The following is a 25,826-nucleotide window of genomic DNA, read 5'->3' on the forward strand; positions in this document are numbered from 1 at the left end:
GAACCAATCGATTCTAGGGCTTTCTTAGAAAATTCTAAGAAAAAGCAGTGGTACTTTAATAGACCGGACTTTTCTTAGTTTGTTCCCAAAAAAGATCAGATTTTTGATCTTTTTTTTAGGAGCTATAAAATCAATGCCTTATGCAACATTCACCTTAGCTATAATCTGCTCTACCAAATTCACTTCCAACGCCACTTCATCACATGCATGTTGACGAGGACACTGGTCGCAATCTTTCAGTACCTTCTCAGGTAGCAAAGATTTCGATGTTGGTAAGAAGTCATGCTTCATGAAGAACTCAGGAGTACGAGTCAGCACAAACACCTTCTTGATGGCCATTTGTCGAGCTTTCTCAACCAAGTGCTGCACAATCGCGGTACCCTGCCCTTGACCTTGCCAGCCAGCTTCAACACCTAACGAACGGATTTCCGCTAAACCAGAGTCATACACATAAAGTGATGCACAACCCGTCACCTCGCCATGATGCTCAGCGACCGCAAACGAGCCAATATCACGCACCAGTTCGTTACGAGAACGAGGTAGGTTTTCACCAAGGTTAGCCCAGTAGGCCACCATGCCTTCCAATGATTCGATATCGGTCAAACGAGCCGGACGAACTTTAACGATGGAAGTATCACGCTGTGATAAACGCTTCTCGGCTTGGTCAACCGCGTAAGCGACTTGCTTCGGTGATACGCCACCCAGCGCGCTACGTTTCTCAAGACACGATTCAATGGTCAAGATGTCATACACATCATCTTCAATCACCTCAGAGAACTCTTTCATCTCTGCGATGGTTAATTCTTCTAATGCACAGCCTTTAGCAATAGCAGCAACTACCGTTACACCAACAATATGGTGAGCTTCACGGAAAGGAATGCCTTTCGCTACTAGGTAATCAGCCAGTTCTGTTGAGTTTGCATAACCTTGCTTCGCCGCTTCAAGTGTACGTTCGCCGTTCACTTTAATGCCATCAAAACAAAGAGCAGCCATTTCCATACAATCATTCCAAGTGTCTAAAGCGTCGAACAGACCTTCTTTATCTTCTTGCATATCTTTGTTGTAAGCCAAAGGCAGTGCTTTCACTGTCATCATCATTGCGGCTAATGAACCGTATACACGGCCAGTTTTGCCACGGATAAGTTCTAGCGCATCCGGGTTTTTCTTTTGTGGCATCAGAGATGAACCTGACGTCACGGTATCTGCTAACTCGATGAAGTTTGATTCACCTGAGTTGTAGAAAATCATATCTTCTGCAAGACGTGAAAGGTGAAGCATCGAGATAGAAGCAATCGACATCAGCTCCATCACATGGTCACGGTCAGAAACTGAATCTAGAGAGTTACGCGTTGCACGACGGAAACCTAAGTTGTGAGCTAACTCTTCACGGTCCATCGGGTAAGCGGTTCCTGCAAGGGCACCAGAACCCAGCGGACATGTATCTAGACGCTTAATCGCATCATTCAAACGAGAATAATCACGCTCAAGCATTTCAACGTAAGCCAAGCACCAGTGAGCAAAAGTTACCGGCTGAGCACGTTGAAGGTGAGTATAACCAGGAAGCACGGTTTCTTGATGCTGAGAAGCAACGTTCACCATTTGGCTTTGCAGGCGATCAAGCGCGAGCAGCAGTTGATTACCTTGCTGACGACACCAAAGCTTAAGGTCAGTCGCTACTTGGTCATTACGAGAACGGCCAGTGTGAAGCTTTTTGCCCAAATCACCGACTTTACCGATAAGTTGTTGCTCAACCCAGCTGTGAATATCTTCCGCATCAGAACGTAAGATCTGTTCAGGATCTTCCATCACTTCGAGTTTTAGCTCGTTCAGTGCAAGCTCGAGTCTTTGCTGCTCTTCTTCTGTTAGAACATTGACCGACTGTAGAGCCTTTGACCAGGCAATAGAGCCCACAATGTCTTGCTCAGCCAATCGGTAATCAAAACGAAGAGAATCGTTAAAATCTTTGAACCGCGTGTCTGCTGCTTGGGTAAATCTACCGCCCCATAATGCCATTGTGTATCTCCTAATTGCACAGTGCTCACTGTTTTTGCAAATGATAATTCTGATTAAGATTCAGTATTTTTCTGATGGTTTAAACTTACGGCAATTCAAAATGAAAATAAAGTATTAATTCATTATTTTCACATATTTATTCACCAAAAAATCATTCCATTGATTATTTTCAGCGTGGAGCGCGAATTATATGCCATTCAATGGTAAAAGCTGAAGCTGATTTATTAAGCGAATAGAAAACAAAAAGCCCATTCACTGTTTAGTAGTAAATGGGCTTTGCATAATAATGTCGGTTTACTGGCCTTTAACCTTACGCTAAAGGCTAGCTCGCTAACTCATTGTTAGGATTACTTTTGGCTATTCAAAGCACGGATACGGCTTGATAGCGAGTAAAGACGGATGAAACCTTCAGCGTGGCTTTGGTCGTAAACTTCATCTTCACCAAAGGTTGCAAACTCTTCTGAGTACAGGCTGTTGTCAGAACGCTTCTGAGTCACCGTTGCATGGCCTTTGTAAAGCTTGATAACCACTTCACCATTCACGTCTTGTGCTAGCTCATCTGTTGCTGCAAGAATTGACTTACATAGCGGAGTGAACCAACGACCATCGTAGACAAGGTGAGAAGCCTTAACACCCAACTCTTCACGGAATTCGAATGCCGCTTTATCCAGAACCAGTTGCTCTACTGCACGCAATGCTTCCATCATGATTGTGCCACCTGGAGTTTCGTAACAACCACGAGACTTCATGCCAACAAGACGGTTTTCTACGATATCGATACGACCAACACCGTGCTTCGCACCTTTCTCATTTAGGTAAACCAGTGCGTTGTATGGCGTCATTGTTTCGCCATCAACCGCTACCACTTCGCCTTTTTCAACTTTAAGCGTCACTGTTTCAGATTCGTTTGGCGCTTGCTCTGGGTCTACAGTCCAAGCCCAGCAATCTTCATCAGGGGCATTCCATGTATTTTCTAGTACACCACCTTCTGTAGAGATGTGCCATGCGTTTGCATCACGCGAGTAAATCTTAGTAAGAGAAGCGGTACAAGGGATGTTACGCTCTGCTAGGTAATCTAGACACTCTTCACGGCTCACTAAATCCCATTCACGCCAAGGTGCAATTACGTGTAGGTCTGGTGCTAGTGCAGCAAATGCACCTTCAAAACGAACTTGGTCATTACCCTTACCAGTACAACCGTGACATAGTGCGTCTGCACCGACTTTACGTGCAACTTCAACCTGAGCTTTAGCAATGATTGGACGCGCCATTGAAGTACCTAGCAAGTATTTACCTTCGTAGTAAGCACCTGTTTTAAGCGTTGGATAGATATAATCTGCCACCATCTCTTCTTTAAGGTCAGCGATGTAACACTCAGACGCACCAGACGCTTTTGCTTTCTCTTCAATACCAATCAGCTCTTCATCGCCTTGGCCTACATCAGCAACAAATGCGATAACTTCACAGTCATAGTTCTCTTTTAACCATGGAATGATTACTGATGTGTCTAGACCGCCAGAGTAGGCTACTACAACTTTCTTTACGTTAACTTTGCTCATTTTCTTTCTCCTAATTTCCATACTGCACATGGCGGTCAGCGTTGGAAATGACTTTAATAATTATATGTTTAATCTGTTTATCTAAATTCTTTAGTAGTCACTCGTTGTGAGGCCTACTGAGGTAAAAACTGTGTTCCTATGCTCTTACCTGAAAAAAGTTGTGTCAGCTTGTCTGGGTATCGCCAAGTAGCGACTTCGATTGGTCGTCCAAGGTCGTTAGCGGCTTCTAGTGCGGCTTTAACCTTAACGATCATGCCGTCAGTAATTACTTTACCTGTGATGAGGTCATCGGCTTGTTGTTGATTAAGGCTTGGAATCAGGTGCCCTTTACCATCCAACACTCCACTTACATCAGAAAGCAGTACCAGTTCAGCATCAAGCGCACCTGCAACGGCAACCGCGGCTTGATCGGCATTAACGTTCATCAGTTGTCCCTGATCAGTGAGACCAATAGAACTAATGATTGGCAATGCACCAGCATTAAGGATCGCTTGCAGAACGGTTGAGTCGCCCGGCTCAGCTTTACCTACTGCACCCAATTCAGGATTCAGCTCGCTGACTTTACATAAACCACCGTCTGCTAGGCTCAAACCAACGGCGTTGATACCGTCTTTAATCGCCTGACCTTGAAGTAATTTATTCGCTGTACCTGCTAACGCGCCAGCAATCACAGGGATCTGATCATAAGGAGTAACACGTAGCCCCTCTTTCTTAACCGTTTCGAGGTTCAACTGATTCATCAACTCATCAACAAGGTAACCACCACCGTGAACAATCACGATTGGTCGTTGTGCCTGCTGTTGGTAAGCAGAGATAGCACCAAATAACTTGCTAAGTGTTTCACCACAAGATAGCGCAGCGCCACCTAACTTTATGATTAATGGTTGATTATTAAGGCTCATATCTAGATTTCCTTACACTAACGCAGTTAATGGCGCAAAACCATAACGTAAATTCAAACACTGCATCGCTTGGCTAGATGCACCCTTTAGTAAGTTATCAATCGCTGAAACAACGATGATGTGTTGACCTTGAACCTTCCAACCTAAGTCGCAGAAAGGCGTCTGTTCTACATCTTGAATTCTTGGCAATGTCTCTTCGAGTAATCTCACCGCTGGCTTACCTTGATAAGCTTGCTCAAAGGCATCTTGTATCTGTTGTTCTGTCACACCGTCAGCCAATTTCATGGTAATGGTTGCCAAAATGCCACGCTTAAAGTTGCCGAGGTGCGGGGTGAAAATCACATCACATCCTAAATGTGCAGCCATTTCAGGTTGATGACGGTGATTGAATACACCATAAGCTTGCAAGCTCACTTCGCAGAAGCTGTTGACCATAGTCGCCTTACGACCGGCTCCAGTAACGCCACTAGTCGCGTTAATCACTGGCCATTGGTTCTCATCCAGTAACTTTGCTTCAACTAAAGGCTTAATCGCCAGTTGTGATGCAGTTGGGTAACAACCCGCGACTGCAACAAGCTGAGCTTCTTTTATTTCTTGTTCGTTCCATTCAGCTAAACCGTAAGCCGCTTTGTCTAGCCATTGTTCGTGTTGATGTTCAAAACCGTAAAACTCTTGATAGAAGTTTTCGCCTTTAACTCTGAATGCACCCGATAGGTCGAACACTTGGCAATCGTTCTCAAGGAAGATTGGCGCTAGGTCGTGACTGACTTCGTGTGCAGTGGCTAAGAAAATCACATCCGACTGTTTAGCTACTTCTTCTGGATTCGTTAATGGCTGTACTGGCATATCAATCAGGCCAGCTAACTTACCGTGCAGTGCCGCAATAGGTTTACCTGCGTCTACACTATTGGCTGAGACATATAAACCTGATAGCGTGAGCTCAGGGTGTCTGTTTATCATTAGAGCCAGTTCTGCTCCTGTGTAGCCGCTTGCGCCAATGATCGTGGTTTTCAACATCTCAACACATCCATTCTTGAGGTAAGTTACATTTCAAATTTGACTATTCATACTTAATTTTTAGCTTTATTTGATTTCTTATGCATTAAATATGATTTAATATGTGTTTTACCGACTTATGGTTTTCCTGTCAATAGTAGAAGTGAAGTTATTATGCAATTACCGAGTTTTCTAGAGGTCTATAAAGGCCTGATTTCCACCGACTCCATTAGCTCGACCGATCCAAGCTGGGATCATGGCAACGAGAAAGTGATCGAAAAAATGGCTCAATGGTTTAAAGACGTAGGCTTTAGTGTTGAGGTGGTAGAGGTCGAACCCGGCAAGCATAATATGGTCGCAAAGATGGGTTCTGGCGAAGGGGGATTACTGCTTGCTGGACATAGCGACACCGTGCCATTCGATGAAGGACGTTGGAACTTCGACCCTCACGCACTGACAGAACACAACAACCGCTTTTACGGATTGGGCACCGCCGATATGAAAGGCTTTTTTGCCTTCGTTTATGAAGCTGCGAAGAAGATGGATTGGAGCAAGCAAACCAAGCCGCTTTATGTATTAGCAACGTGTGACGAAGAAACCACCATGCTGGGTGCACGTCATTTCACTGAAAATGCACCGTTTAAACCGGACTACTGCATCATTGGTGAGCCAACCAGCCTTGTGCCGATTCGTGGTCATAAAGGCCATGTCGCCAACGCAGTACGAGTAACGGGTAAATCAGGTCACTCTTCAGATCCAGCTTTAGGCGTTAACGCTATCGAGATCATGCATGAAGTGTTATTTGCTTTAATGCAGCTGCGTGACAAATTAGTCAAAGAGTACCACCACCCAGGTTTTGCGATTCCAAGCCCAACCCTAAATCTTGGTCATATCCACGGTGGCGACAGTGCCAACCGTATCTGTGGGTGTTGTGAACTGCACTATGATGTTCGTCCTTTACCGGGCATTAGCTTAGATGGCTTGGATAACATGCTGCGTAGCGCGCTTAAAGAAGTAGAAGCAAAATGGCCGGGCAGAATTGAGATTACTCCACTGCACGAACCTATTCCGGGTTACGAGTGTCAACACGATCACCCATTTATCGGTGGCATGGAATCGGTGTGTGAAACTGAATCTCAAACCGTGAACTACTGTACTGAAGCACCTTTCCTTCAAGAGTTATGCCCAACATTGGTGTTAGGTCCAGGCTCAATTGACCAAGCTCACCAACCGGATGAGTTCTTAAGCTTCGATTTTATTGACCCAACAATTGATGTTCTGAGTAAATCTATCCGTAAATATTGTTTCTAGTTATTACTTCTCAATCCGAATATTCACATAAAAGCCACCCTAAAAAGTGGCTTTTATTCTGCCATCCCTGATATAGCCGCAATCTTGTAATTAAATTTCACTTTTTCTCTAAGTTTTGAAAAATTTACTTCTCCCGCATTTTTAAACCTAATAATTGCAAACTTAGAATGCTTTATTTGACTAGATACAGCACTTTTCGCTAGATTGTGTACTTAACAAGGAACAATGGATGTAATTTTTTTACGAGGCAGGATGACAATGAACGAGAAATACGCCGCTCTCAAGAGTAACGTAAGCATGCTGGGACGCTTGCTAGGTAACACAATCCAAGATGCACATGGTGACGTTATCTTAGAGAAAGTGGAGACTATCCGTAAACTTTCCAAATCCGCCCGCGCAGGCAACAAAGCTGACCGTGACAGCCTAGTTGAAGAAATCAAAAACCTGCCGAACGAACAACTCACTCCTGTTGCTCGTGCATTTAACCAATTTCTCAACCTCACCAACATGGCAGAGCAATACCACACCATCTCTCGCCACTGTGAGGAGCATGTTTGTGAACCAGACGTGCTGCAATCTCTATTTTCCAAATTAAACCAAAACGACATCAGCAAGCTAGACGCAGCTCAAGCTGTTCGCGACCTGAACATCGAACTCGTTTTGACTGCTCACCCGACAGAAATCACTCGTCGCACCATGATCAACAAGTTGGTTAAGATCAACGAGTGTCTGTCTAAATTAGAATTAAGCGACCTATCACACAAAGAGCGTGTGAAAACCGAACGTCGCCTAGAGCAGCTTATCGCTCAAGGTTGGCACTCTGATGTGATTCGTCAGCAACGCCCAACACCACTTGATGAAGCTAAGTGGGGCTTTGCGGTTGTAGAAAATTCTCTTTGGGAAGCCGTGCCTGATTTCTTGCGTGATATGGATGGCCGACTAAAAGGTTACCTTGGTGAAGGCTTACCAATCGATGCACGCCCAGTACACTTCTCCTCTTGGATGGGTGGCGACCGCGATGGTAACCCATTCGTAACGCACACCATCACCAAAGAAGTACTGCGCCTATCTCGCTGGAAAGCCGCTGATCTATACTTAGGTGACGTGAACGAGCTGATTACCGAACTGTCGATGACCAAGTGTAATGATGCCGTTCGTGAATTGGCTGGCGATGAGCACGAAGCTTACCGTGCAATCCTCAAGAGCCTACGCACTCTGCTGAACAACACGCTAGAAGTGCTTGATGCAAAACTGCACGACGCAGAAGTACCGAAGAAAGAAACACTACAGAATATCGACCAACTTTGGACACCGCTTTACGCGTGTTACCAATCGCTGCACGAATGTGGCATGGGCGTCATCGCAGACGGTTCTCTACTTGATACACTGCGCCGCCTAAAAGCATTCGGTGTGCACTTGGTTCGTCTCGATGTTCGTCAAGAAAGTACACGTCACTCAGACGTACTGTCTGAACTGACTCGCTACCTAGGCATTGGTGATTACGACCAGTGGAGCGAGCAAGACAAGGTCGCTTTCTTAACCAATGAATTAAGCTCAAAACGCCCATTGTTACCACGCGACTGGGAGCCATCTGAACAGGTCAAAGAGGTTTTGGACACCTGTAAAGTCGTTGCTGCTCAACCTCGTGAAGCCTTCGGTGCTTACGTAATTTCTATGGCTCGAACTGCATCGGATGTACTGGCTGTTCACTTGCTTCTGCAAGAATGTGGTTGCCCGTACCGCATGGACGTATGCCCACTGTTCGAAACGCTAGACGACTTGAACAACTCAGAAGCGGTAATGAAACAGCTAATGAGCATCGACTTGTACCGTGGCTTTATCCAGAACCACCAAATGGTGATGATTGGATATTCTGACTCAGCAAAAGATGCTGGCGTAATGTCTGCAGGCTGGGCTCAGTATGACGCGATGGACAAGCTGGTTAAGGTTTGTGAAGAAGAAGGCATTGAGCTGACTCTATTCCACGGCCGTGGCGGTACAGTTGGTCGTGGTGGTGCGCCAGCGCACGCAGCCCTACTTTCTCAGCCACCTAAGAGCTTGAAAGGCGGCTTACGTGTAACAGAACAAGGCGAGATGATCCGCTTTAAGCTTGGCTTGCCAGATGTTGCAGTAAACAGCTTCAACCTTTACGCAAGTGCGATTTTAGAAGCGAACCTTCTGCCACCACCTGAACCAAAACAAGAATGGCGCGACCTAATGGAAGTGCTGTCTCAAGTCTCTTGTGAGGCTTACCGTAACGTGGTTCGCGGTGAAGAGAAATTCGTACCTTACTTCCGTCAAGCTACGCCAGAGCTAGAGTTAGGCAAATTGCCCCTTGGTTCTCGCCCTGCGAAACGTAACCCGAACGGTGGCGTAGAAAGCTTACGTGCGATTCCATGGATCTTCTCATGGAGCCAAAACCGTTTGGTACTTCCAGCATGGTTAGGCGCAGGTGAAGCGATTCAATATTCCGTCGACCAAGGTCATCAAGCACTGCTTGAAGAGATGTGTCGCGAGTGGCCATTCTTCTCGACTCGTCTGGGTATGTTGGAAATGGTGTACTCGAAGTGCAACATGGAAATCGCTAAGTACTACGATCAACGCCTTGTTGATAAAGAACTGCTGCCGTTGGGTGAATTACTGCGTGAACAATTGCAGAAAGACATCAAAGCCGTGCTGAATGTAGAAAACAACGAGAACCTGATGCAGAGTGACCCATGGGGGCTTGAATCAATTCGCCTACGTAACATCTATGTTGAGCCACTAAACATGCTTCAAGCTGAGTTGCTTTACCGTACTCGTAAGTGTGAAACACCACCAGCAGAACTAGAAGAAGCGCTAATGGTGACGATTGCAGGCATTGCAGCAGGTATGCGAAATACTGGTTAATTAGTGATTCCTACTATAACCTAATCAGCATTTACATCTGCAAAAAGAACAAAAGGTCGCCATGTGCGACCTTTTTGTTTTGTAAAACAAACACTAATGAGTATTTTATCAGTTTTTTGGGTTATTTTGTCCATGTATTCTACTTTATGCTTATTATTTAGATATACTACTGCTCCGCTGCGGAAATACTCCAATAAAATAATCTGCAGCAGTTTGACCAAGAAACCGGTCAACCTAGGTGATAAACGGCTTTATAAGGTGACATAACCAACCGCTGAGTTGGTGCTACTTAGACATAACCAATATAACGTGCCATTAGAAGCACACTTGTTGTTTAAGTATTTGTTTACTGTTTACCATTTGGATTTCAGACATGTCATTACCACACGTAATTCTAACCGTTTTAAGTACACGCGATGCTACTGGTTACGATATCACAAAAGAATTCTCCGCAAGCATTGGTTACTTCTGGAAAGCTAGCCACCAACAAGTTTACCGCGAGCTAAATAAAATGGCTCAGAACGACCAAGTAACTTGCGTGCTTGAACCTCAAGAAGGCAAACCTGATCGTAAAGTTTACTCTATCACTGACGCTGGTCGTGGCGCTCTAGGTGAATGGTTTGAACAACCGACTGCACACCCAACGGTTCGTGATGAGTTCTCAGCTAAGCTAATGGCTTGTGCTGTTCAAGCATCTGACCCGTACCGTGTACAACTTGCTGAGCTAGTAGAAGAGTCTCGCAAACTGGTTTCTCACTACAAAGAGATTGAAGCAGCTTACTACGCAACACCATCAACGCTAGACAAGCAAGCGCGCCTTGAGCGTCTAACACTTCGTCGCAACCTACTGATCCGTGAAGCATGGATTGTATGGGCTGAAGAAGTGCTGCTTGAACTTGGTGCTATCGCATAAGCTAGAAAAGAAAAGAAAAGAAAAGAAAAGAAAAGAAAAAGGCTTGAACTCTTAGAGTCCAAGCCTTTTTTGTATCTGTAGGATTTGAAATGTTAGTGCCAGAGGCTTTCTACAAGTGCTTAGGTTTTGATTACAACGCAGCAATTTGTGGACGAACGCCTAGCGTATGGCAAAGCGCGTACGTCATTTCTGCACGGTTTAGCGTGTAGAAGTGGAAGTCCTTCACACCTTCACGGCTCAGCGTACGAACCATATCAATCGCTTGGCTAGCACCAACAAGCTGACGAGTCGTTGGATCATCATCCAAGCCTTCGAATTGCTTCGCCATCCAGCCCGGCACTTTTACGTTGTTCATTGCTGCAAAGCGAGACGCTTGCTTGAAGTTAGATACTGGCAAGATGCCCGGTACAATCTCAACATCAACACCCGCTGCCACACAACGGTCACGGAAACGTAGGTAGCTTTCTACATCGAAGAAGAATTGCGTAATAGCACGGTTCGCGCCCGCATCCACTTTACGTTTTAGGTTGATAAGATCAGATTGAGCGCTCTTCGCTTCAGGGTGAACCTCAGGGAATGCTGCTACCGAGATATCAAAATCATGACGTGATTTAAGCAGTTCAACTAGGTCAGATGCGTACATCTCTGGCGCACCGCCGCCAGCGGGAATATCACCACGCAGAGCAACAATACTTTCGATTCCATTTGCCCAATAATCGTCGGCAATTTGAATCAACTCTTCACGGCTAGCATCGATACACGTTAAGTGAGGTGCTGCCACTAGGCCAGTTTGGTTTTTGATTTCTTTAATGATTGAGTGGGTACGATCACGCTCACCCGAGTTGGCACCATAGGTTACCGATACAAATTTTGGTTGAAGTGTTTTAAGACGGTGAACAGAGTTCCACAGTGTTTCTTCCATCTTCTCACTGCTTGGTGGAAAGAATTCAAATGACACATTGATGTTGTCAGAAAGCTCAGCGATATTCTGATTCAAAGCGTCGATATGGCCTGCGTGTGTGTATCCCATCTTACTCTCCCTGTGGCAAAAGCAACCACTAAAAAATCTTAAATCCTTCAAACGACGTTTAGACGTCTATATGTCTGTAGAATGTATTGAATACGATTTAATGTCAACAGATCCATTATGAATTTTTCTCAAGTAGATCGTGAGTAAAACTCAAGTCGTTAGATGGGTCGCAAAGCAGAAATAAGGTAGAAAAAAGGCTGACAAACACATCGTGCTTTCAGCCTTATTTATCTTAGTGAATAGTATGCCATTTACGTACTAAAACAATTGATCTAAGTATTAAACCAACCGTTCTGAGCATCAGAACAAACTAGACATTCTGTTTAGGTCTGATTGAATTGCGCCAGCTGTTACTTCACGACCAGCACCCGGGCCACGAATAACCAATGGATTATCTTTGTACCATTTGCTCTCAATCGCAAAAATGTTGTCACAAGGCAATAAGTTCGCCAGAGCGTGTTCTTTAGATAGCGCTTCAACGCCTACGGTAGCTTTACCATTCTTCTCTAAACGCGCTACGTAACGCAGAACCTTCTGTTGAGAATGTGCTTTTTCTAAACGTTCAGCCAACTCTTCACTCAGCACAGAAGCCTTATCAAAGAAGTCATCAACTGATAGGTCTTGCAACTCTGCAGGTACCAGTGACTCTACTTTCACGTTTTCAGGCTCAATATCTAAACCCGATTCACGCGCCAGAATCACCAGCTTACGCATCACGTCAGAACCATCGAGGTCTGCGCGAGGATCCGGTTCCGTCAGGCCTTGCTGCCACGCTAAGTCAACCAACTCGCTGAACGGCACCGTGCCATCAAACTGTTGGAACAACCAAGATAGCGTACCCGAGAAGATCCCCGACAATGCAATGATGTCATCGCCGCTTTCACGCAGGTCACGTACCGTGTGGTTAATCGGTAAACCAGCGCCGACTGTCGCGTTGTACAACCAGTGACGGCTGATCTTAGCGAAAGCATCCTGTACTTGATGGTAATACTCGCTTGATGCAGAACCTGCCACCTTGTTAGCCGAGATCAGGTGAATACCTTGTTGTGCGACTTGCAGATATTTTGCTGCAAGCACAGGGCTTGCCGTAACATCTAACACAACCGCTTCATCGTAGCCTTGAATAGAACCTAAACGCTCTAGCCAGTCGTTACCATTATTAGCAATCGCTTCATCATCAAAACGCTTACCAACAGAAGTCGCATCAATGCCTTGATCATCGAACCAATAGGTTTGACTATCAACCACCGCAACCAATTCAAAGTTCATTCCACGACGCTTTTCAAGTTCCGCTTTTTGCTCAGCAAACAGGCTTAACCAACTTGAACCAATGTTACCCTTGCCACATAAAGCAATCGCAACACGCTTCTGCGCTTGGAACAGTTGAGAGTGAATACCTTTCACAAGGCTTGATGTTTCGCTCTTACGAATCACAGCGACTAGGCTCAAGCCTGAGTTCGCTTCTGAGATGAATTCAACCGGCGAGCTCTTAAGCTGTTGGTAGAAACCGTAGCAATGGTTCGGGTTCTTAGTCACACCCGCGCCCACCGCCGCGATCAGAGAGAAACCTTCTTTGAGCTTAATCTCAGCTTCAATCGCGTGATCTTGCAGATATTCCAAAGCGCCACCAGCAATCTCTTCTGTGTAAGCAAGACGCAAGCAGTGCTGATCAGGTTCAAGCTCATAAGCAAGCGGCTCTAATTGAGCTCGCTTAAGCCCTTCCAGTACTTCACTTTCTAGACGGTCGAAATCATGACCGTGACCAAAGGTCAGCTGCACGATAAGAACTTCATCCAGAGAAGTAATAATTTTTGCACCACGACCCGATGCCAGTACACGCTCTATCTGTGTAGAGCCCGCTTCTGGCTGATAGCTGCAGCGTAAGCTTAAATCCATAGCACTTTGAGCGACAGGCTGTAACGTTCGGCTATGAAGCACTGGAGCCGCTAAACGAGCTAACTCACTCGCTTCATCCAGACGAAGCAGAGGCAGTAAACACGCATCCGAAACCAAGCGAGGGTCAGCGCTATATACGCCTGCCACATCACTCCAAATCGTCACACGTTCAACTTCAGCCAAAGCACCAATCACAGTTGCTGAGTAATCCGAGCCGTTACGACCGAGTAGAACCGTTTCACCTTCAGTGTTTTGAGCCATAAAGCCCGTAATCACCACACGACAATGCGCATGCTGCGCTAGAGCTTCCTTAATCAGAGGATACGAGCGAGCACGGTCAACTTCAGGCTGAGCCCCCGCTTCTGCACGCAAAAAGGCACGAGCGTCTTGAGCAACCGCTTGTAAGTCATGCTGGCACAACAAAGTCGCCAACAAACGTGAAGACCAAATCTCGCCATGACCCAGCACTTGCGCTTTTTGTGCTTCGCTCAAGGGAGCAGTGAGCTCACCCAAAGCGGTAAATTCTTGTTGGATGGTTGCCGTTAGTTGAGAAGCGGCTTCGCCTTCAAGCAGTGCTTCAATCAGTTCAAGCTGGAACTGACGAAGGGTTTGTAGGCATTCATGAGCAATGCGGCCATCTTTGTCGAGCGCTTCAACAAACTCAATCAAACGGTTGGTTGTTTTACCCGCTGCTGATACAACGACTAAATCCGTTGCTGATGAGTATTCTCTAAGAATGTTGACCACGCGTTGGTAACATTCAGGATTCGCTAAACTGCTGCCACCAAATTTATGTAGCTGGCGAAAGGTTGCCATTATTAACCCTCCCCTTCAGCGATAAAGCGTTGCGTTCTTTCGAAAGCTTGCTTGAGATCGTCGATGAGGTCTTCTGCATCTTCAAGACCAACAGAAAGGCGCAGTAGTTGTTGAGAAACACCCGCTTCTGCTAGAGCTTCTTCGCCCATCGCACGGTGAGTCATCGACGCAGGGTGACAAATCAAGCTTTCAACACCACCCAGTGATTCAGCCAAAGAAAATAGCTCTAACTTATCGACAAAATATTTAAGTGCTTCAAAAGAGCCCGCAAACTCAAAGCTCAGCATGGAACCAAAGCCCAACTGCTGTTTCTTCGCGATCTCGTGACCCGGATGTTCAGGAAGGCTTGGGTGGTAAATTGTACCCACCAGATCTTGTTGTTGCAGAGCCGTCAGAATTTCACGTGAGCTTTCTTCGTGAACACGCATACGCGCACCTAGCGTACGAATACCACGTAGAGTCATATAGCTATCAAATGGTGTGCCGGTTGCACCAATACAGTTGCCCCACCATGCTAACTCTTCAGCGTGTTCTTCAGTTTTCGTGACCACAACGCCACCAATAACATCTGAGTGTCCATTGATGTACTTGGTGGTTGAGTGGATAACAAAATCAGCACCCAGCTCTAAAGGCTTTTGGAACACAGGCGTCAAAAACGTGTTGTCGACAGCAACCAGAGCACCCACTTCTTTCGCTTTGCGGCAAGTTTCTGCAATATCAACCACACGAACCAATGGATTCGATGGTGTTTCAATTAAGATCAACTTTGGCTTAAGCGCGATCGCTGCATCCAGCGCGGCTTGATCCGATTGATCAACAAACAGAACTTTGAAGTCACCTTTAAGTGAGCGTGTATTAAACAGACGGTAAGTGCCGCCGTAGCAGTCGTGCGGTGCGATAATAAGATCATCGCCACCTAAGAAAGCAGAAACCCATAAGTTAAGTGCCGAAGTACCACAGTTAGTGACAACCGCGCCTTTACCAGACTCAAGTTCAAACAGTGCCGTTTCTAATAAACCACGGTTTGGGTTACCAGAGCGGGTATAATCATACTTTGGCACTTCACCAAAAGCGGGAAACCCATAGTTAGTCGAAAGATAAATAGGTGGGACAACGGCATGGTGTTGCGTGTCTGACTCGATGCCAGTACGTACTGCGATGGTTGCTGGCTTCCGGCTGCTCATAGGTGCTTCCTTACAAGTTTTGCGTCTGAGAATCACAGCTGCTTGTCGGCATTTTGCGGCTGTGTTAGATATATGTTATTCACTTTACTTTCATAAACGTGAGACGTCAACACTTCTAGACGTCCATATGTCTTTGCTTATGGCAGTAAATCCCGCTAAAATCACCACTATTAATTTATTCTAACAACTAAAGTGATGAAGGTACGCAATGGCCGACTGGAATGGTGAATACATAAGCCCATATGCTGAGCATGGAAAGAAAAGCGAACAAGTAAAGAAAATTACAGTTTCTATCCCTCTAAAAGTGTTAAAGGTTCTTACTGACGAGCGTACTCGCCGCCAGATTAATAACCTACGCCATGCAACAAACAGTGAGCTACTGTGCGAAGCCTTTCTACATGCGTACACAGGCCAACCACTACCAACGGATGAAGACCTTCGTAAAGACCGTCCAGACGATATCCCTACTGAAGTGAAAAAACTGATGACAGAGATGGGTATCGAGTTCGAAGCGTTTGACGAAGAATAAAAACAACTCAGTCACTGCCTTCAATATTGATTCGCGATAACTGAACCCTATTTGTCACATCAACCACTATGCCCTCTATGACTGCGCAGTGAATGATAGACATAAAAAAACCGACTCCTAATGGGTCGGTTTTTTATTATTCTTTTTCGCTCAATAGAGCGACCGCTATAATAAGCTATTAAGCCATATAGTTAGCAGGCATCTCAATACGAGCAACGCCAGACTCAACCGCCGCTTCCGCAACAGCTTTTGCAACGCGAGGAAGTAGACGTGGGTCCATTGGCTTAGGAATGATGTAACCTGTACCAAACTCCAATGCAGTCTCACCCGCAGCGGCTAGAACTTCAGCTGGAACTTCTTCTTTTGCTAACTCACGAATCGCCTTAACTGCAGCTAGCTTCATCTCATCATTGATTTCGCTTGCACGCACATCGAGTGCACCACGGAAAATGAATGGGAAACAAAGTACGTTGTTTACTTGGTTAGGGTAATCACTACGGCCTGTACCCATAATTAGGTCAGAACGAACCTCGTGAGCAAGCTCAGGCTTGATCTCTGGATCTGGGTTTGAACATGCAAACACGACTGGCTTATCAGCCATCAGCGTTAGTGCTTCAGCTGGTAATAGGTTAGGACCCGATACACCCAAGAACAGATCAGCGCCTTCGATAACATCTTCAAGTGTGCGCTTATCAGTGTTGTTTGCGAACAACGCTTTGTATTCGTTTAGGTCATCACGACGAGTGTGGATCACACCTTTACGGTCAAGCATGTAGATCTTCTCGCGCTGAGCGCCACACTTAATCAGTAGCTCCATACATGCTACAGCCGCTGCGCCAGCACCTAAACAAACGATCTTACACTCTTCAAGTTTCTTACCCTGAAGTTCGATCGCGTTCAGCATACCCGCTGCCGTTACAATCGCAGTACCGTGTTGGTCATCGTGGAATACAGGTACATCACAACGCTCGATCAGGCGACGTTCAATCTCAAAACAATCTGGTGCTTTGATGTCTTCTAGGTTAATACCACCGAATGTATCTGCGATATTCGCAACCGTATCAACGAACTCATCGATTGTGCGGTGTTTTACTTCAATATCGATAGAATCTAAACCAGCAAAACGCTTAAACAGTAGCGCTTTACCTTCCATTACAGGTTTAGAAGCAATAGGACCAAGGTTACCTAGGCCAAGAATCGCAGTACCGTTAGAGATAACAGCAACCATGTTGCCCTTACCTGTGTATTTATAGACGTTATCAACGTTCTGTGCGATCTCGCGAACAGGCTCAGCCACGCCTGGGCTGTATGCAAGTGCTAGATCTTCTGCAGAGTTTGCAGGCTTCGTCAGTGCTACGGCAATTTTGCCTGGAATTGGGAACTCATGATAATCAAGAGCTTGCTGACGGAATCGTTCTTGAGGCGATAATTCTTGAGAGGATTGATCTTGGCGGCTGTCTTCAGACATAGGTGTAGGTTCCTAGGATATTATTATTTGGGGGATCTTGTTCATGTTAATAGATGTACTTCAAAGTTCCTAGGTGGTTAAAGCCTCTGTCTCATTAAAAAACGAGATTTCACTACTAATAAGACCAGTGAGCAGTTGAAATTACTATCGCTTGTTGAACTTTCGAGCGGATTTCTAGGGAGGAGTAATTCAGGGGGAAAGTGTTGGAGCTAAACTCAAATCGACAGCCTATCGTCGAGATAAGCGAAGAGTGTTATTAAAGTCAGGGGTTTCTCAAATTTCAGGCAACAAAAAAGGACACCGAAGTGTCCTTTTTCATGTCTAAATAGCGAGAATTACTTCTTGCTAGAAAGAGCACCGAAACGCTTGTTAAAGCGATCTACACGGCCGCCTGTATCTACGATACGTTGCTTACCAGTGTAGAATGGGTGACATTTGTCACATACGTCTAGGTGAATACCATCTTTACCTAGAGTAGAGTTGAATTCGAATGTGTTGCCGCAAGAACAAGTTGCTGTTACTGCTTTGTATTCTGGGTGGATTCCAGCTTTCATGGGATAACCTCAATTAGGCCGTGTCGCCATCCGATTCTAAGCCGGACACCACACGTTGTTAAAAAATAAAATAAAGACACCGCAGCATCACTAAAAAGCGATAAAGCCATACCTTTAAGGCGCAGTATAGTAATGAATCTGTGAGGTAGGATCAACTGATTTGATACATTTTTCACCAACACAGTCCTTAAACCCTCTATTAAGCGTTATTTTCTGGCTCCAGTAGCATTCAAGCCTCAAGTAAGCTCTGTCATCTAAACTGCTCCTCGAATTTAACGCCCTTATCCATTAGACTGTTCGCTCTCGTCAACTCAGATAAAGCCGTCCCTTTATGCGTCCAATGATTGCCCGTGTGGCACTGCCTGTTCCACTCGACAAGCAGTTCGATTACAAGATTCCTAGCCACCTATTTCCGATTATTGGCGGTCGAGTTTCTGTGCCTTTTGGACGACAAACCTTAACCGGTATCGTGACGGCTCTGGTTAACGAATCAGAATTCGATCTCGACAAGCTCAAACCTATTAAAGCCTTATTAGACAACCAACCCGTTTGGCCTGAATCGGTCTACTCACTCTTGGTATGGTGCAGTCAATTCTATCAGTACCCTCTTGGCGAAACTTTGGCTAACGCTCTGCCTAGCGCTTTACGAAAAGGCAAAGCTGCCGATTTCGCAACGCTTGTCGAATGGCAACTAACCCCATCAGGTAGAGATCAACTAATGCAAGGCTTTGGTCGCGCAGTCAAACAAGCCAAAGTAATGCACATGCTTGAACACGGTGCAGTTCCTCATCAAGAGTTCATTGATGAAGAGGTGGGCAGCGCAGTACTGAAGACATTGGAAGAAAAAGGCTGGATTGAGTCGGTAGAAAAAAAACCGAAGCGCAAGCCATGGCCAATGGAACTCGAAAACGACCAAGACAAGCCAAAACTCAATGCAGAACAAGCGATCGCGATTGCGACAGTAAACAGTCAAACTGATTTTGGTTGCTTCTTGCTAGAGGGGGTCACAGGCTCAGGTAAGACCGAGGTCTACCTGAATATGATCAAGCCGATTCTCGACCAAGGCAAGCAAGCGTTAGTCTTGGTACCTGAGATTGGCCTCACTCCACAAACGATTAACCGCTTTAAGCGACGCTTTAATGTGCCTGTTGAAGTGATTCACTCTGGATTAAACGATTCTGAGCGACTCAATGCATGGCTATCAGCCCGCGATAAGATAGCTGGCATCGTGATTGGTACGCGCTCGGCTCTGTTCACGCCGTTTGCTGATTTGGGCATTATCATTGTCGATGAAGAACACGACGCCTCTTATAAGCAGCAAGATAGCCTGCGCTACCACGCTCGTGACGTCGCGATCATGCGCGCTCATAAGGCGCAAATCCCAGTGGTTCTAGGTTCAGCAACACCGGCTTTTGAAACGCTGCACAACGCTCAGATAGGCAAATACAGCTACCTCACCCTCACCTCACGCGCTGGTGTCGCACTGCCGACCACCAATAAAGTGTTGGATGTTAAAGGTGAATATCTGGAAAGCGGCTTATCTGCGTCGTTAATTGCTGAAATGCAGAGGCACCTCAAAGCAGGCAACCAAGTGATGCTGTTCCTCAATCGCCGCGGGTTTTCCCCAGCATTGATGTGTCACGACTGTGGTTGGACAGCCGAATGTAAACGCTGTGATGCTTACTACACCTATCACCAATACAGCAATGAAATGCGCTGCCACCATTGCGGATCGCAGCAGCATATCGTGCACAATTGCCAAGGCTGTGGTTCAGCTAACTTAGTGACGGTTGGTGTCGGCACCGAGCAACTTGAAACGCAACTTGGTCAACTGTTCCCTGAATACAAAACCATTCGTATTGATCGCGATAGCACCCGCCGCAAGGGCAGCTTAGAAAGCGCGCTAGAGTCAATTCGTAAGGGTGAATACCAAATACTGATCGGCACACAGATGCTTGCTAAAGGTCACCACTTCCCTGACGTGACACTTGTGGCGTTATTGGACGTTGATGCCTCTTTATATAGTAGTGACTTCCGCGCCTCTGAAAGACTCGCTCAGTTGTTCACCCAAGTTGCAGGTCGAGCAGGACGTGCCAGTAAGCCAGGTGAGGTTATCTTACAAACTCACCATCCAGAACATGGCTTGTTACAAGCACTGCTACACAAAGACTATAACCACTTTGCTCAGACGGCTTTAGCAGAACGTAAACAAGCGATGTTGCCTCCCTATACGTTCATGACACTCTTCAGAGCAGAAGCGAACGACACGCGCTTGGTGGAAGAGTTCTTACGTCAGGTTCGTCATACACTGGAGTCACATCCACTGTTCGACCAATATTGCATGGTGTTGGGGCCAACTCCTGCGCCATTGGCAAAACGAGCAGGTAAATCTCGCTGGCAGCTGATATTGCAAACACAGACTCGTTCATTAATGCAGAAGCTATTAATGAGTGCAAAGCCGGCAATTAATATGTTACCCGCTGCGAAAAAAGTCCGTTGGTCACTCGATATTGAGCCGCAAGATTTGAGCTAAACCCACTCGGGTTAAAACTAATGATAAGTTTGTTCACAAATATTTCATATTTCTCGTGAGCAACTTCACACTAGTCATGTGATTTTTGTTAATCTAGCCGTAACTTTACACGGATGAAACGAATAAAATATTGCAATAAAAAAAGTGTTAGCAACACTTTCACAATATCTATCCGATTGTATTAATTATTCACGCCTTAGATACTTAGGCAGCAAAGGAACTTAAAAGAGGGTTTAATTTATGGCGACAATGAAGGATGTTGCCCAGCTAGCAGGCGTCTCAACCGCAACGGTATCACGTGCATTGATGAACCCTGAGAAAGTCTCAGTTTCGACTCGTAAACGAGTAGAGACAGCAGTACTTGAAGCTGGATACTCACCCAATACATTAGCTCGAAACTTACGTCGCAACGAATCAAAAACCATCATCACTATTGTTCCTGATATCTGTGACCCTTATTTCGCTGAGATCATCCGTGGTATCGAAGATGCTGCAGTAGAAAATGACTACCTAGTTCTACTTGGCGACAGTGGTCAGCAGAAGAAGCGCGAATCATCATTTGTAAACTTGGTATTCACCAAACAAGCTGACGGCATGCTGCTGTTAGGCACTGATCATCCATTTGATGTCAGCAAACCTGAACAAAAGAATCTACCTCCAATGGTAATGGCGTGTGAATTTGCACCCGAGCTTGAATTGCCAACGGTACATATCGACAACCTGACCTCTGCATTTGAAGCCGTGAACTACCTAGCTCAATTAGGTCATAAGCGCATTGCTCAAATCTCTGGGCCAAGCACTGCAACCCTGTGTAAGTTCCGCCAACAAGGTTACCAACAAGCACTGCGCCGCGCTGGAGTATCAATGAACCCAGCTTACAGCACTGTGGGCGATTTCACCTTTGAAGCTGGCGCGCAAGCGGTTCGTCAATTATTGGCACTTCCAGAGCAACCAACTGCGATTTTCTGTCACAACGATGCGATGGCCATTGGTGCGATTCAAGAAGCGAAGAAGCTAGGTTTACGTGTTCCTCAAGATCTATCGATTGTTGGCTTCGACGACATCCAATTCGCTCAATACTGCGATCCACCGCTAACGACGATTTCTCAACCTCGTTACGAAATTGGACGCCAAGCGATGCTGATGATGCTTGATCTACTGAAAGGTAATGATGTTCAAGCAGGTTCACGTCTACTTGAAGCCAAACTCGTGGTTCGTGGCAGTACGGCACCACCTCGAATTTAGGCAAGATAAATACCCACACAAACCTGCGGCACATTTTGATGTGCCGCTTCCATTTCTGCACTATTATCCTCGCGCAATCTGGATTACCATGAGAGCAGAACTATCAACTATTGAATTGTCTTGTGGCTAATAGAGATTATGTAAAGCGCGGTCGTGGCACGAAAAAACCGACCAAGAAACAAGCCCCTCGCCGTAAACCTTGGCGCAGTGGTCTTTTGGCGATCCTCCTTGCCGGTGGTTTTGGTTACGGACTTTACTTATTGAGTAACGATCCTGAACCGCCAACACCAGTGCCAGAGGTGAGCAAGTCGAAACCTAAGCCAAAACCAGCGAAAGTGATTCCACCACCTCCAGAAGAGAAGTGGGACTACGTTGAAACACTGCCAAGTCGCGAAATTGAAGTTAAGGCCAAAGAGCAAGAGATTTCAAAGATCCCTTACATCATGCAGTGTGGCGCTTACAAAACCGCTTCTCAAGCAGATGCGCGTAAATTGGATATAGCTTTCCAAGGTATCTCGAGTGAAATCCGTAAGAAAGACGGCAGTAGCTGGTATCGTGTGGTTCTAGGACCATACAAGTTTAAGCGTGACGCCGAGCGCGATCGCCACAAACTACAGCGAGCAAAAATCGAACCTTGTGCTATTTGGAAAGACACTGAATAGATTTAGATTTAGATTTAGCGATAGCCACAGTATTAATCTAAGCAAAAGCCGAAAACCAAACACCGAAAGCCTCCCATTGTGGAGGTTTTCTTTTATCCCCTCGCCCTTTAACCAAATTTCCTTACAACTTCCGCCGATAAGTTGCGCGACATCACTCGACCTTCCTTGAATTATCCGAGCACCATCCTCATATACTTTTTATACCCAAAGATAAGAAATATTAAGAGGCCCTACTCGTGACTACCATTGTATCTGTACGTCGTAATAATAAAGTCGTCATCGCGGGTGATGGACAAGTATCTCTAGGCAACACCGTAATGAAGGGCAATGCCCGTAAAGTACGTCGCCTATACAACAACAAAGTACTGGCTGGTTTTGCTGGCGGTACGGCAGATGCTTTCACGCTATTCGAAAAATTTGAAAGCAAGCTGCAAATGCACCAAGGCCACCTGACCAAAGCTGCCGTTGAGCTGGCGAAGGATTGGCGTAGCGACCGTGCTCTACGTAAATTAGAAGCACTACTAGCAGTAGCGGATGAAACCGCTTCATTGATCATCACTGGTAACGGTGACGTAGTTCAACCAGAGAACGACCTGATTGCGATCGGTTCGGGCGGTAACTTTGCTCAAGCAGCGGCTACTGCACTATTAGAAAATACAGATTTAGATGCGCGTGAAATTGCAGAAAAGTCGCTGAACATTGCTGGCGATATCTGCGTATTCACCAACCATCAGCACACTATTGAAGAACTAGAGAGCACCGTTGAGCTGCCAAAGCCAGAGTAACGACGGCTTCCATCAATAACGTTGTATTCAACAGTGATTAAAGAATTAAGGAAAAACCATGTCTGAGATGACTCCTCGCGAAATCGTTCACGAACTCAATCGCCACATTATCGGCCAAGACAACGCTAAGCGTTCAGTGGCTATCGCACTGCGTAACCGCTGGCGTCGTATGCAGCTTGAAGAAAGCCTGCGTGTTGAAGTATCACCAAAAAACATCCTGATGATCGGCCCTACCGGTGTAGGTAAAACTGAAATTGCTCGCCGTCTAGCAAAACTAGCAAACGCGCCTTTCATCAAGGTAGAAGCGACTAAGTTCACTGAAGTGGGCTACGTAGGTAAAGAAGTTGAAACCATCATCCGTGACCTAACGGACGTTGCGATCAAGATGACGCACCAGCAAGCGATGGAAAAAGTACAATACCGCGCTGAAGAACAAGCTGAAGAACGCATTCTTGATGCCCTTCTACCACCAGCACGCGATGCTTGGGGTCAGAACGAGCAATCAACGGAAGAAACTACCTCTTCAAACACTCGTCAGATTTTCCGCAAGAAACTGCGCGAAGGTAAGCTAGATGACAAAGAGATCGAAGTTGATGTAGCGGCGCCACAAATGGGTGTTGAAATCATGTCACCTCCTGGCATGGAAGAGATGACTAACCAGCTGCAAGGCATGTTCCAAAACCTCGCTGGCGACACCAAGAAAAAGCGTAAGATGAAAATCAAAGACGCATTCAAAGCACTGACAGAAGAAGAAGCTGCGAAGCTTGTGAACCAGGAAGAGCTAAAAGAGAGCGCGATCTTCAACGCTGAAAACAACGGCATCGTATTCATCGATGAGATCGACAAAATCTGTAAGCGTGGCGACAGCTCAGGCCCAGATGTATCTCGTGAGGGTGTTCAACGTGACTTGCTTCCTCTTATCGAAGGCAGCACAGTATCAACTAAGCACGGTATGGTAAAAACTGACCACATCTTGTTTATCACATCAGGTGCATTCCAAGTGGCTAAGCCATCAGACCTGATCCCTGAACTGCAAGGTCGTCTGCCAATCCGTGTTGAACTTGAAGCGCTTTCTGCACATGACTTCAAACGTATTCTTACTGAGCCAAAAGCATCACTGACAGAGCAGTACATTGCCCTGATGAAAACAGAAGATGTCGGCATTGAGTTCACTGAAGATGGCATCAACCAAATTGCTGACGCAGCATGGCGTGTGAACGAAACTACTGAAAACATCGGGGCGCGTCGTCTACATACCGTCATGGAGCGCCTAATGGATGAGATTTCATTCGACGCAACAGACCGAGCAGGCAGCAAATTGGTAATTGATGAAGCTTATGTAATATCTAAGCTTGGCGAGCTCGTAGAAGACGAAGACCTAAGCCGCTTCATCCTGTAGCACAGGAAACTCCAACTTATTGCTCTATCTCAAAGAAATAGCAGCTAATAAGCGAATTCAAGGCCCACTTTCGAGTGGGCTTTTTATTACCCGAAAAATGGGCGTATACTCAAATCACAGTATGAAACGAAGACTTACAAAGAATTAGACCTACGATGAAACAATCTCTACTGATTTGGCTTGATGCCGCACGACCAAAAACTCTGCCTCTCGCACTTGTCTCTATTCTTACAGGAAGTAGTTTAGCGTTCGCCAACGACCAATTTTCTTTGTCGATAGCCCTGCTGGCATTTTTAACGGCCACGCTATTACAGATTTTGTCGAACTTAGCGAATGACTATGGCGATGCGGTTAAAGGCACGGATAACGACAAACGCCTAGGCCCGATGAGAGCCATGCAATCAGGCGCTGTCACCGCCCAAACCATGAAACAAGCGATCATTCTCAATATCGTATTTACGGTCATTGCTGGGTTGATTCTTATTTTTCATGCACTGAGCTCACTCGAAAGCATCGTATCTTTCATTGCGTTAGGTGTTTTAGCGATTGTCGCAGCGATTGCCTATACCGTCGGTAATAAGCCTTATGGTTATATTGGCCTTGGCGACTTGTCGGTGTTTATCTTCTTTGGCTTGTTAGGGGTTTCAGGTACTTACTTCTTACATACAGGTCATGTTGAGCCAAGCCTGTTCCTTCCAGCGCTAGGCTGTGGACTAATGGCGGTTGCCGTTCTCAACATCAACAACATGCGCGATATTGAAAACGACAGCGAATGTGGCAAACGCACCATGGCCGTTCGCCTAGGGCAACGTAAAGCTAAGCAATACCATTTCGCACTGCTTGGTTTGGCGCTTGCGTCTTTCGCCATCTACCTACTGATTCAAGAAAAACCGGTCTGGATTAGCCTACCGTTTTTACTCAGCATTATTATTGTGTACAAGCATGGCAAAGCCGTTTGGGAAACCGAAAAAACCGGCTCAGATTGCCCCAATGATGCCCGTTATTGTGAAATGTTCACTGGTGACTAATCTACTGTTTGCAGGGGTTGTCGTAGCTCAAACTCTATTGAGTTAATTAAGACTAATCATTGCAAAGGGATCAAGCACCGATATACTCAAAGTAAGCTCATTGTTCAAAAGGTA

General features: G+C 45.9%; 18 protein-coding genes and 1 pseudogene. 10 read left to right on the plus strand and 9 right to left on the minus strand.

Annotated elements, in window-relative coordinates; all coding sequences use genetic code 11:
- Window positions 1-138 precede the first annotated feature (138 nt).
- The 4 genes from argH to argC form a co-directional block, all read right to left on the minus strand.
- Window positions 139-2,013: an argininosuccinate lyase gene (gene argH, locus QWZ07_RS20975; protein ID WP_017086009.1), complete on the minus strand. Its 1,875-nt coding sequence runs from the start codon at window positions 2,011-2,013 to the stop codon at window positions 139-141.
- Window positions 2,014-2,360: 347 nt separating this feature from the next.
- On the minus strand, window positions 2,361-3,572 hold the full coding sequence (locus tag QWZ07_RS20980) for an argininosuccinate synthase (RefSeq protein WP_009848894.1): 1,212 nt from the start codon (window positions 3,570-3,572) through the stop codon (window positions 2,361-2,363).
- 113 nt (window positions 3,573-3,685) lie between these two features.
- Entirely contained in the window at window positions 3,686-4,474 is a 789-nt protein-coding gene (argB, locus tag QWZ07_RS20985) for an acetylglutamate kinase (protein ID WP_192853346.1), read from the minus strand.
- Between the two features lie 12 nt (window positions 4,475-4,486).
- Window positions 4,487-5,491 carry an N-acetyl-gamma-glutamyl-phosphate reductase gene (gene argC, locus QWZ07_RS20990; RefSeq protein WP_017099991.1) on the minus strand — a complete coding sequence of 335 codons (1,005 nt, stop codon included), beginning with the start codon at window positions 5,489-5,491 and terminating at the stop codon, window positions 4,487-4,489.
- 153 nt (window positions 5,492-5,644) lie between these two features.
- Here argC and argE point away from each other — a divergent pair, with 153 nt between their 5' ends.
- The 3 genes from argE to QWZ07_RS21005 all read left to right on the plus strand — a co-directional run bounded on the left by argE (window position 5,645) and on the right by QWZ07_RS21005 (window position 10,583).
- On the plus strand, window positions 5,645-6,781 hold the full coding sequence (gene argE, locus QWZ07_RS20995) for an acetylornithine deacetylase (protein ID WP_009848891.1): 1,137 nt from the start codon (window positions 5,645-5,647) through the stop codon (window positions 6,779-6,781).
- A gap of 252 nt (window positions 6,782-7,033) precedes the next feature.
- Window positions 7,034-9,670 carry a phosphoenolpyruvate carboxylase gene (ppc, locus tag QWZ07_RS21000; protein WP_017108577.1) on the plus strand — a complete coding sequence of 879 codons (2,637 nt, stop codon included), beginning with the start codon at window positions 7,034-7,036 and terminating at the stop codon, window positions 9,668-9,670.
- A gap of 373 nt (window positions 9,671-10,043) precedes the next feature.
- Complete coding sequence (locus QWZ07_RS21005; RefSeq protein ID WP_017104637.1) at window positions 10,044-10,583, plus strand: PadR family transcriptional regulator; 540 nt, start codon at window positions 10,044-10,046, stop codon at window positions 10,581-10,583.
- A 130-nt stretch (window positions 10,584-10,713) separates the two neighbouring features.
- Here the strand turns inward: QWZ07_RS21005 and metF are convergent, their stop codons facing one another.
- The 3 genes from metF to QWZ07_RS21020 all read right to left on the minus strand — a co-directional run bounded on the left by metF (window position 10,714) and on the right by QWZ07_RS21020 (window position 15,509).
- Window positions 10,714-11,613, minus strand: a complete 900-nt coding sequence (metF, locus tag QWZ07_RS21010; protein WP_029223209.1) for a methylenetetrahydrofolate reductase — start codon at window positions 11,611-11,613, stop codon at window positions 10,714-10,716.
- 300 nt (window positions 11,614-11,913) lie between these two features.
- Entirely contained in the window at window positions 11,914-14,325 is a 2,412-nt protein-coding gene (locus tag QWZ07_RS21015; protein WP_017108578.1) for a bifunctional aspartate kinase/homoserine dehydrogenase II, read from the minus strand.
- A 2-nt stretch (window positions 14,326-14,327) separates the two neighbouring features.
- The gene (locus tag QWZ07_RS21020; RefSeq protein ID WP_065104136.1) at window positions 14,328-15,509 is read right to left on the minus strand and encodes an O-succinylhomoserine (thiol)-lyase; all 1,182 of its coding nucleotides are present in this window, start codon (window positions 15,507-15,509) and stop codon (window positions 14,328-14,330) included.
- Window positions 15,510-15,717: 208 nt separating this feature from the next.
- Here QWZ07_RS21020 and metJ point away from each other — a divergent pair, with 208 nt between their 5' ends.
- Window positions 15,718-16,038: a met regulon transcriptional regulator MetJ gene (gene metJ, locus QWZ07_RS21025; RefSeq protein WP_004729686.1), complete on the plus strand. Its 321-nt coding sequence runs from the start codon at window positions 15,718-15,720 to the stop codon at window positions 16,036-16,038.
- Between the two features lie 178 nt (window positions 16,039-16,216).
- Here the strand turns inward: metJ and QWZ07_RS21030 are convergent, their stop codons facing one another.
- Both QWZ07_RS21030 and rpmE read right to left on the minus strand, forming a co-directional pair.
- Window positions 16,217-17,506, minus strand: a complete 1,290-nt coding sequence (locus QWZ07_RS21030) for a malic enzyme-like NAD(P)-binding protein (RefSeq protein ID WP_017104634.1) — start codon at window positions 17,504-17,506, stop codon at window positions 16,217-16,219.
- A gap of 335 nt (window positions 17,507-17,841) precedes the next feature.
- Window positions 17,842-18,060, minus strand: coding sequence for a 50S ribosomal protein L31 (gene rpmE / locus QWZ07_RS21035; protein ID WP_017055855.1), 219 nt, complete (start codon window positions 18,058-18,060; stop codon window positions 17,842-17,844).
- Window positions 18,061-18,391: 331 nt separating this feature from the next.
- Between rpmE and priA the strand changes: the two genes are divergently transcribed.
- From priA to QWZ07_RS21065, 6 genes and pseudogenes are all read left to right on the plus strand, one after another.
- Entirely contained in the window at window positions 18,392-20,593 is a 2,202-nt protein-coding gene (gene priA / locus QWZ07_RS21040; RefSeq protein ID WP_192853345.1) for a primosomal protein N', read from the plus strand.
- A gap of 240 nt (window positions 20,594-20,833) precedes the next feature.
- Window positions 20,834-21,838 carry a DNA-binding transcriptional regulator CytR gene (gene cytR, locus QWZ07_RS21045; protein WP_192853344.1) on the plus strand — a complete coding sequence of 335 codons (1,005 nt, stop codon included), beginning with the start codon at window positions 20,834-20,836 and terminating at the stop codon, window positions 21,836-21,838.
- A gap of 122 nt (window positions 21,839-21,960) precedes the next feature.
- Window positions 21,961-22,500, plus strand: coding sequence for an SPOR domain-containing protein (locus tag QWZ07_RS21050; protein WP_192853343.1), 540 nt, complete (start codon window positions 21,961-21,963; stop codon window positions 22,498-22,500).
- A gap of 236 nt (window positions 22,501-22,736) precedes the next feature.
- Window positions 22,737-23,285 (plus strand): ATP-dependent protease subunit HslV, encoded by a 549-nt coding sequence (hslV, locus tag QWZ07_RS21055; RefSeq protein WP_017104630.1) that lies wholly within the window; start codon window positions 22,737-22,739, stop codon window positions 23,283-23,285.
- Window positions 23,286-23,343: 58 nt separating this feature from the next.
- Window positions 23,344-24,684, plus strand: a complete 1,341-nt coding sequence (gene hslU, locus QWZ07_RS21060) for an ATP-dependent protease ATPase subunit HslU (protein WP_017104629.1) — start codon at window positions 23,344-23,346, stop codon at window positions 24,682-24,684.
- A gap of 155 nt (window positions 24,685-24,839) precedes the next feature.
- Window positions 24,840-25,758, plus strand: a pseudogene (locus QWZ07_RS21065) (1,4-dihydroxy-2-naphthoate polyprenyltransferase).
- The last annotated feature ends 68 nt before the right edge of the window (window positions 25,759-25,826 follow it).

The organism is Vibrio lentus (assembly GCF_030409755.1).
GTDB lineage: Bacteria > Pseudomonadota > Gammaproteobacteria > Enterobacterales > Vibrionaceae > Vibrio > Vibrio lentus.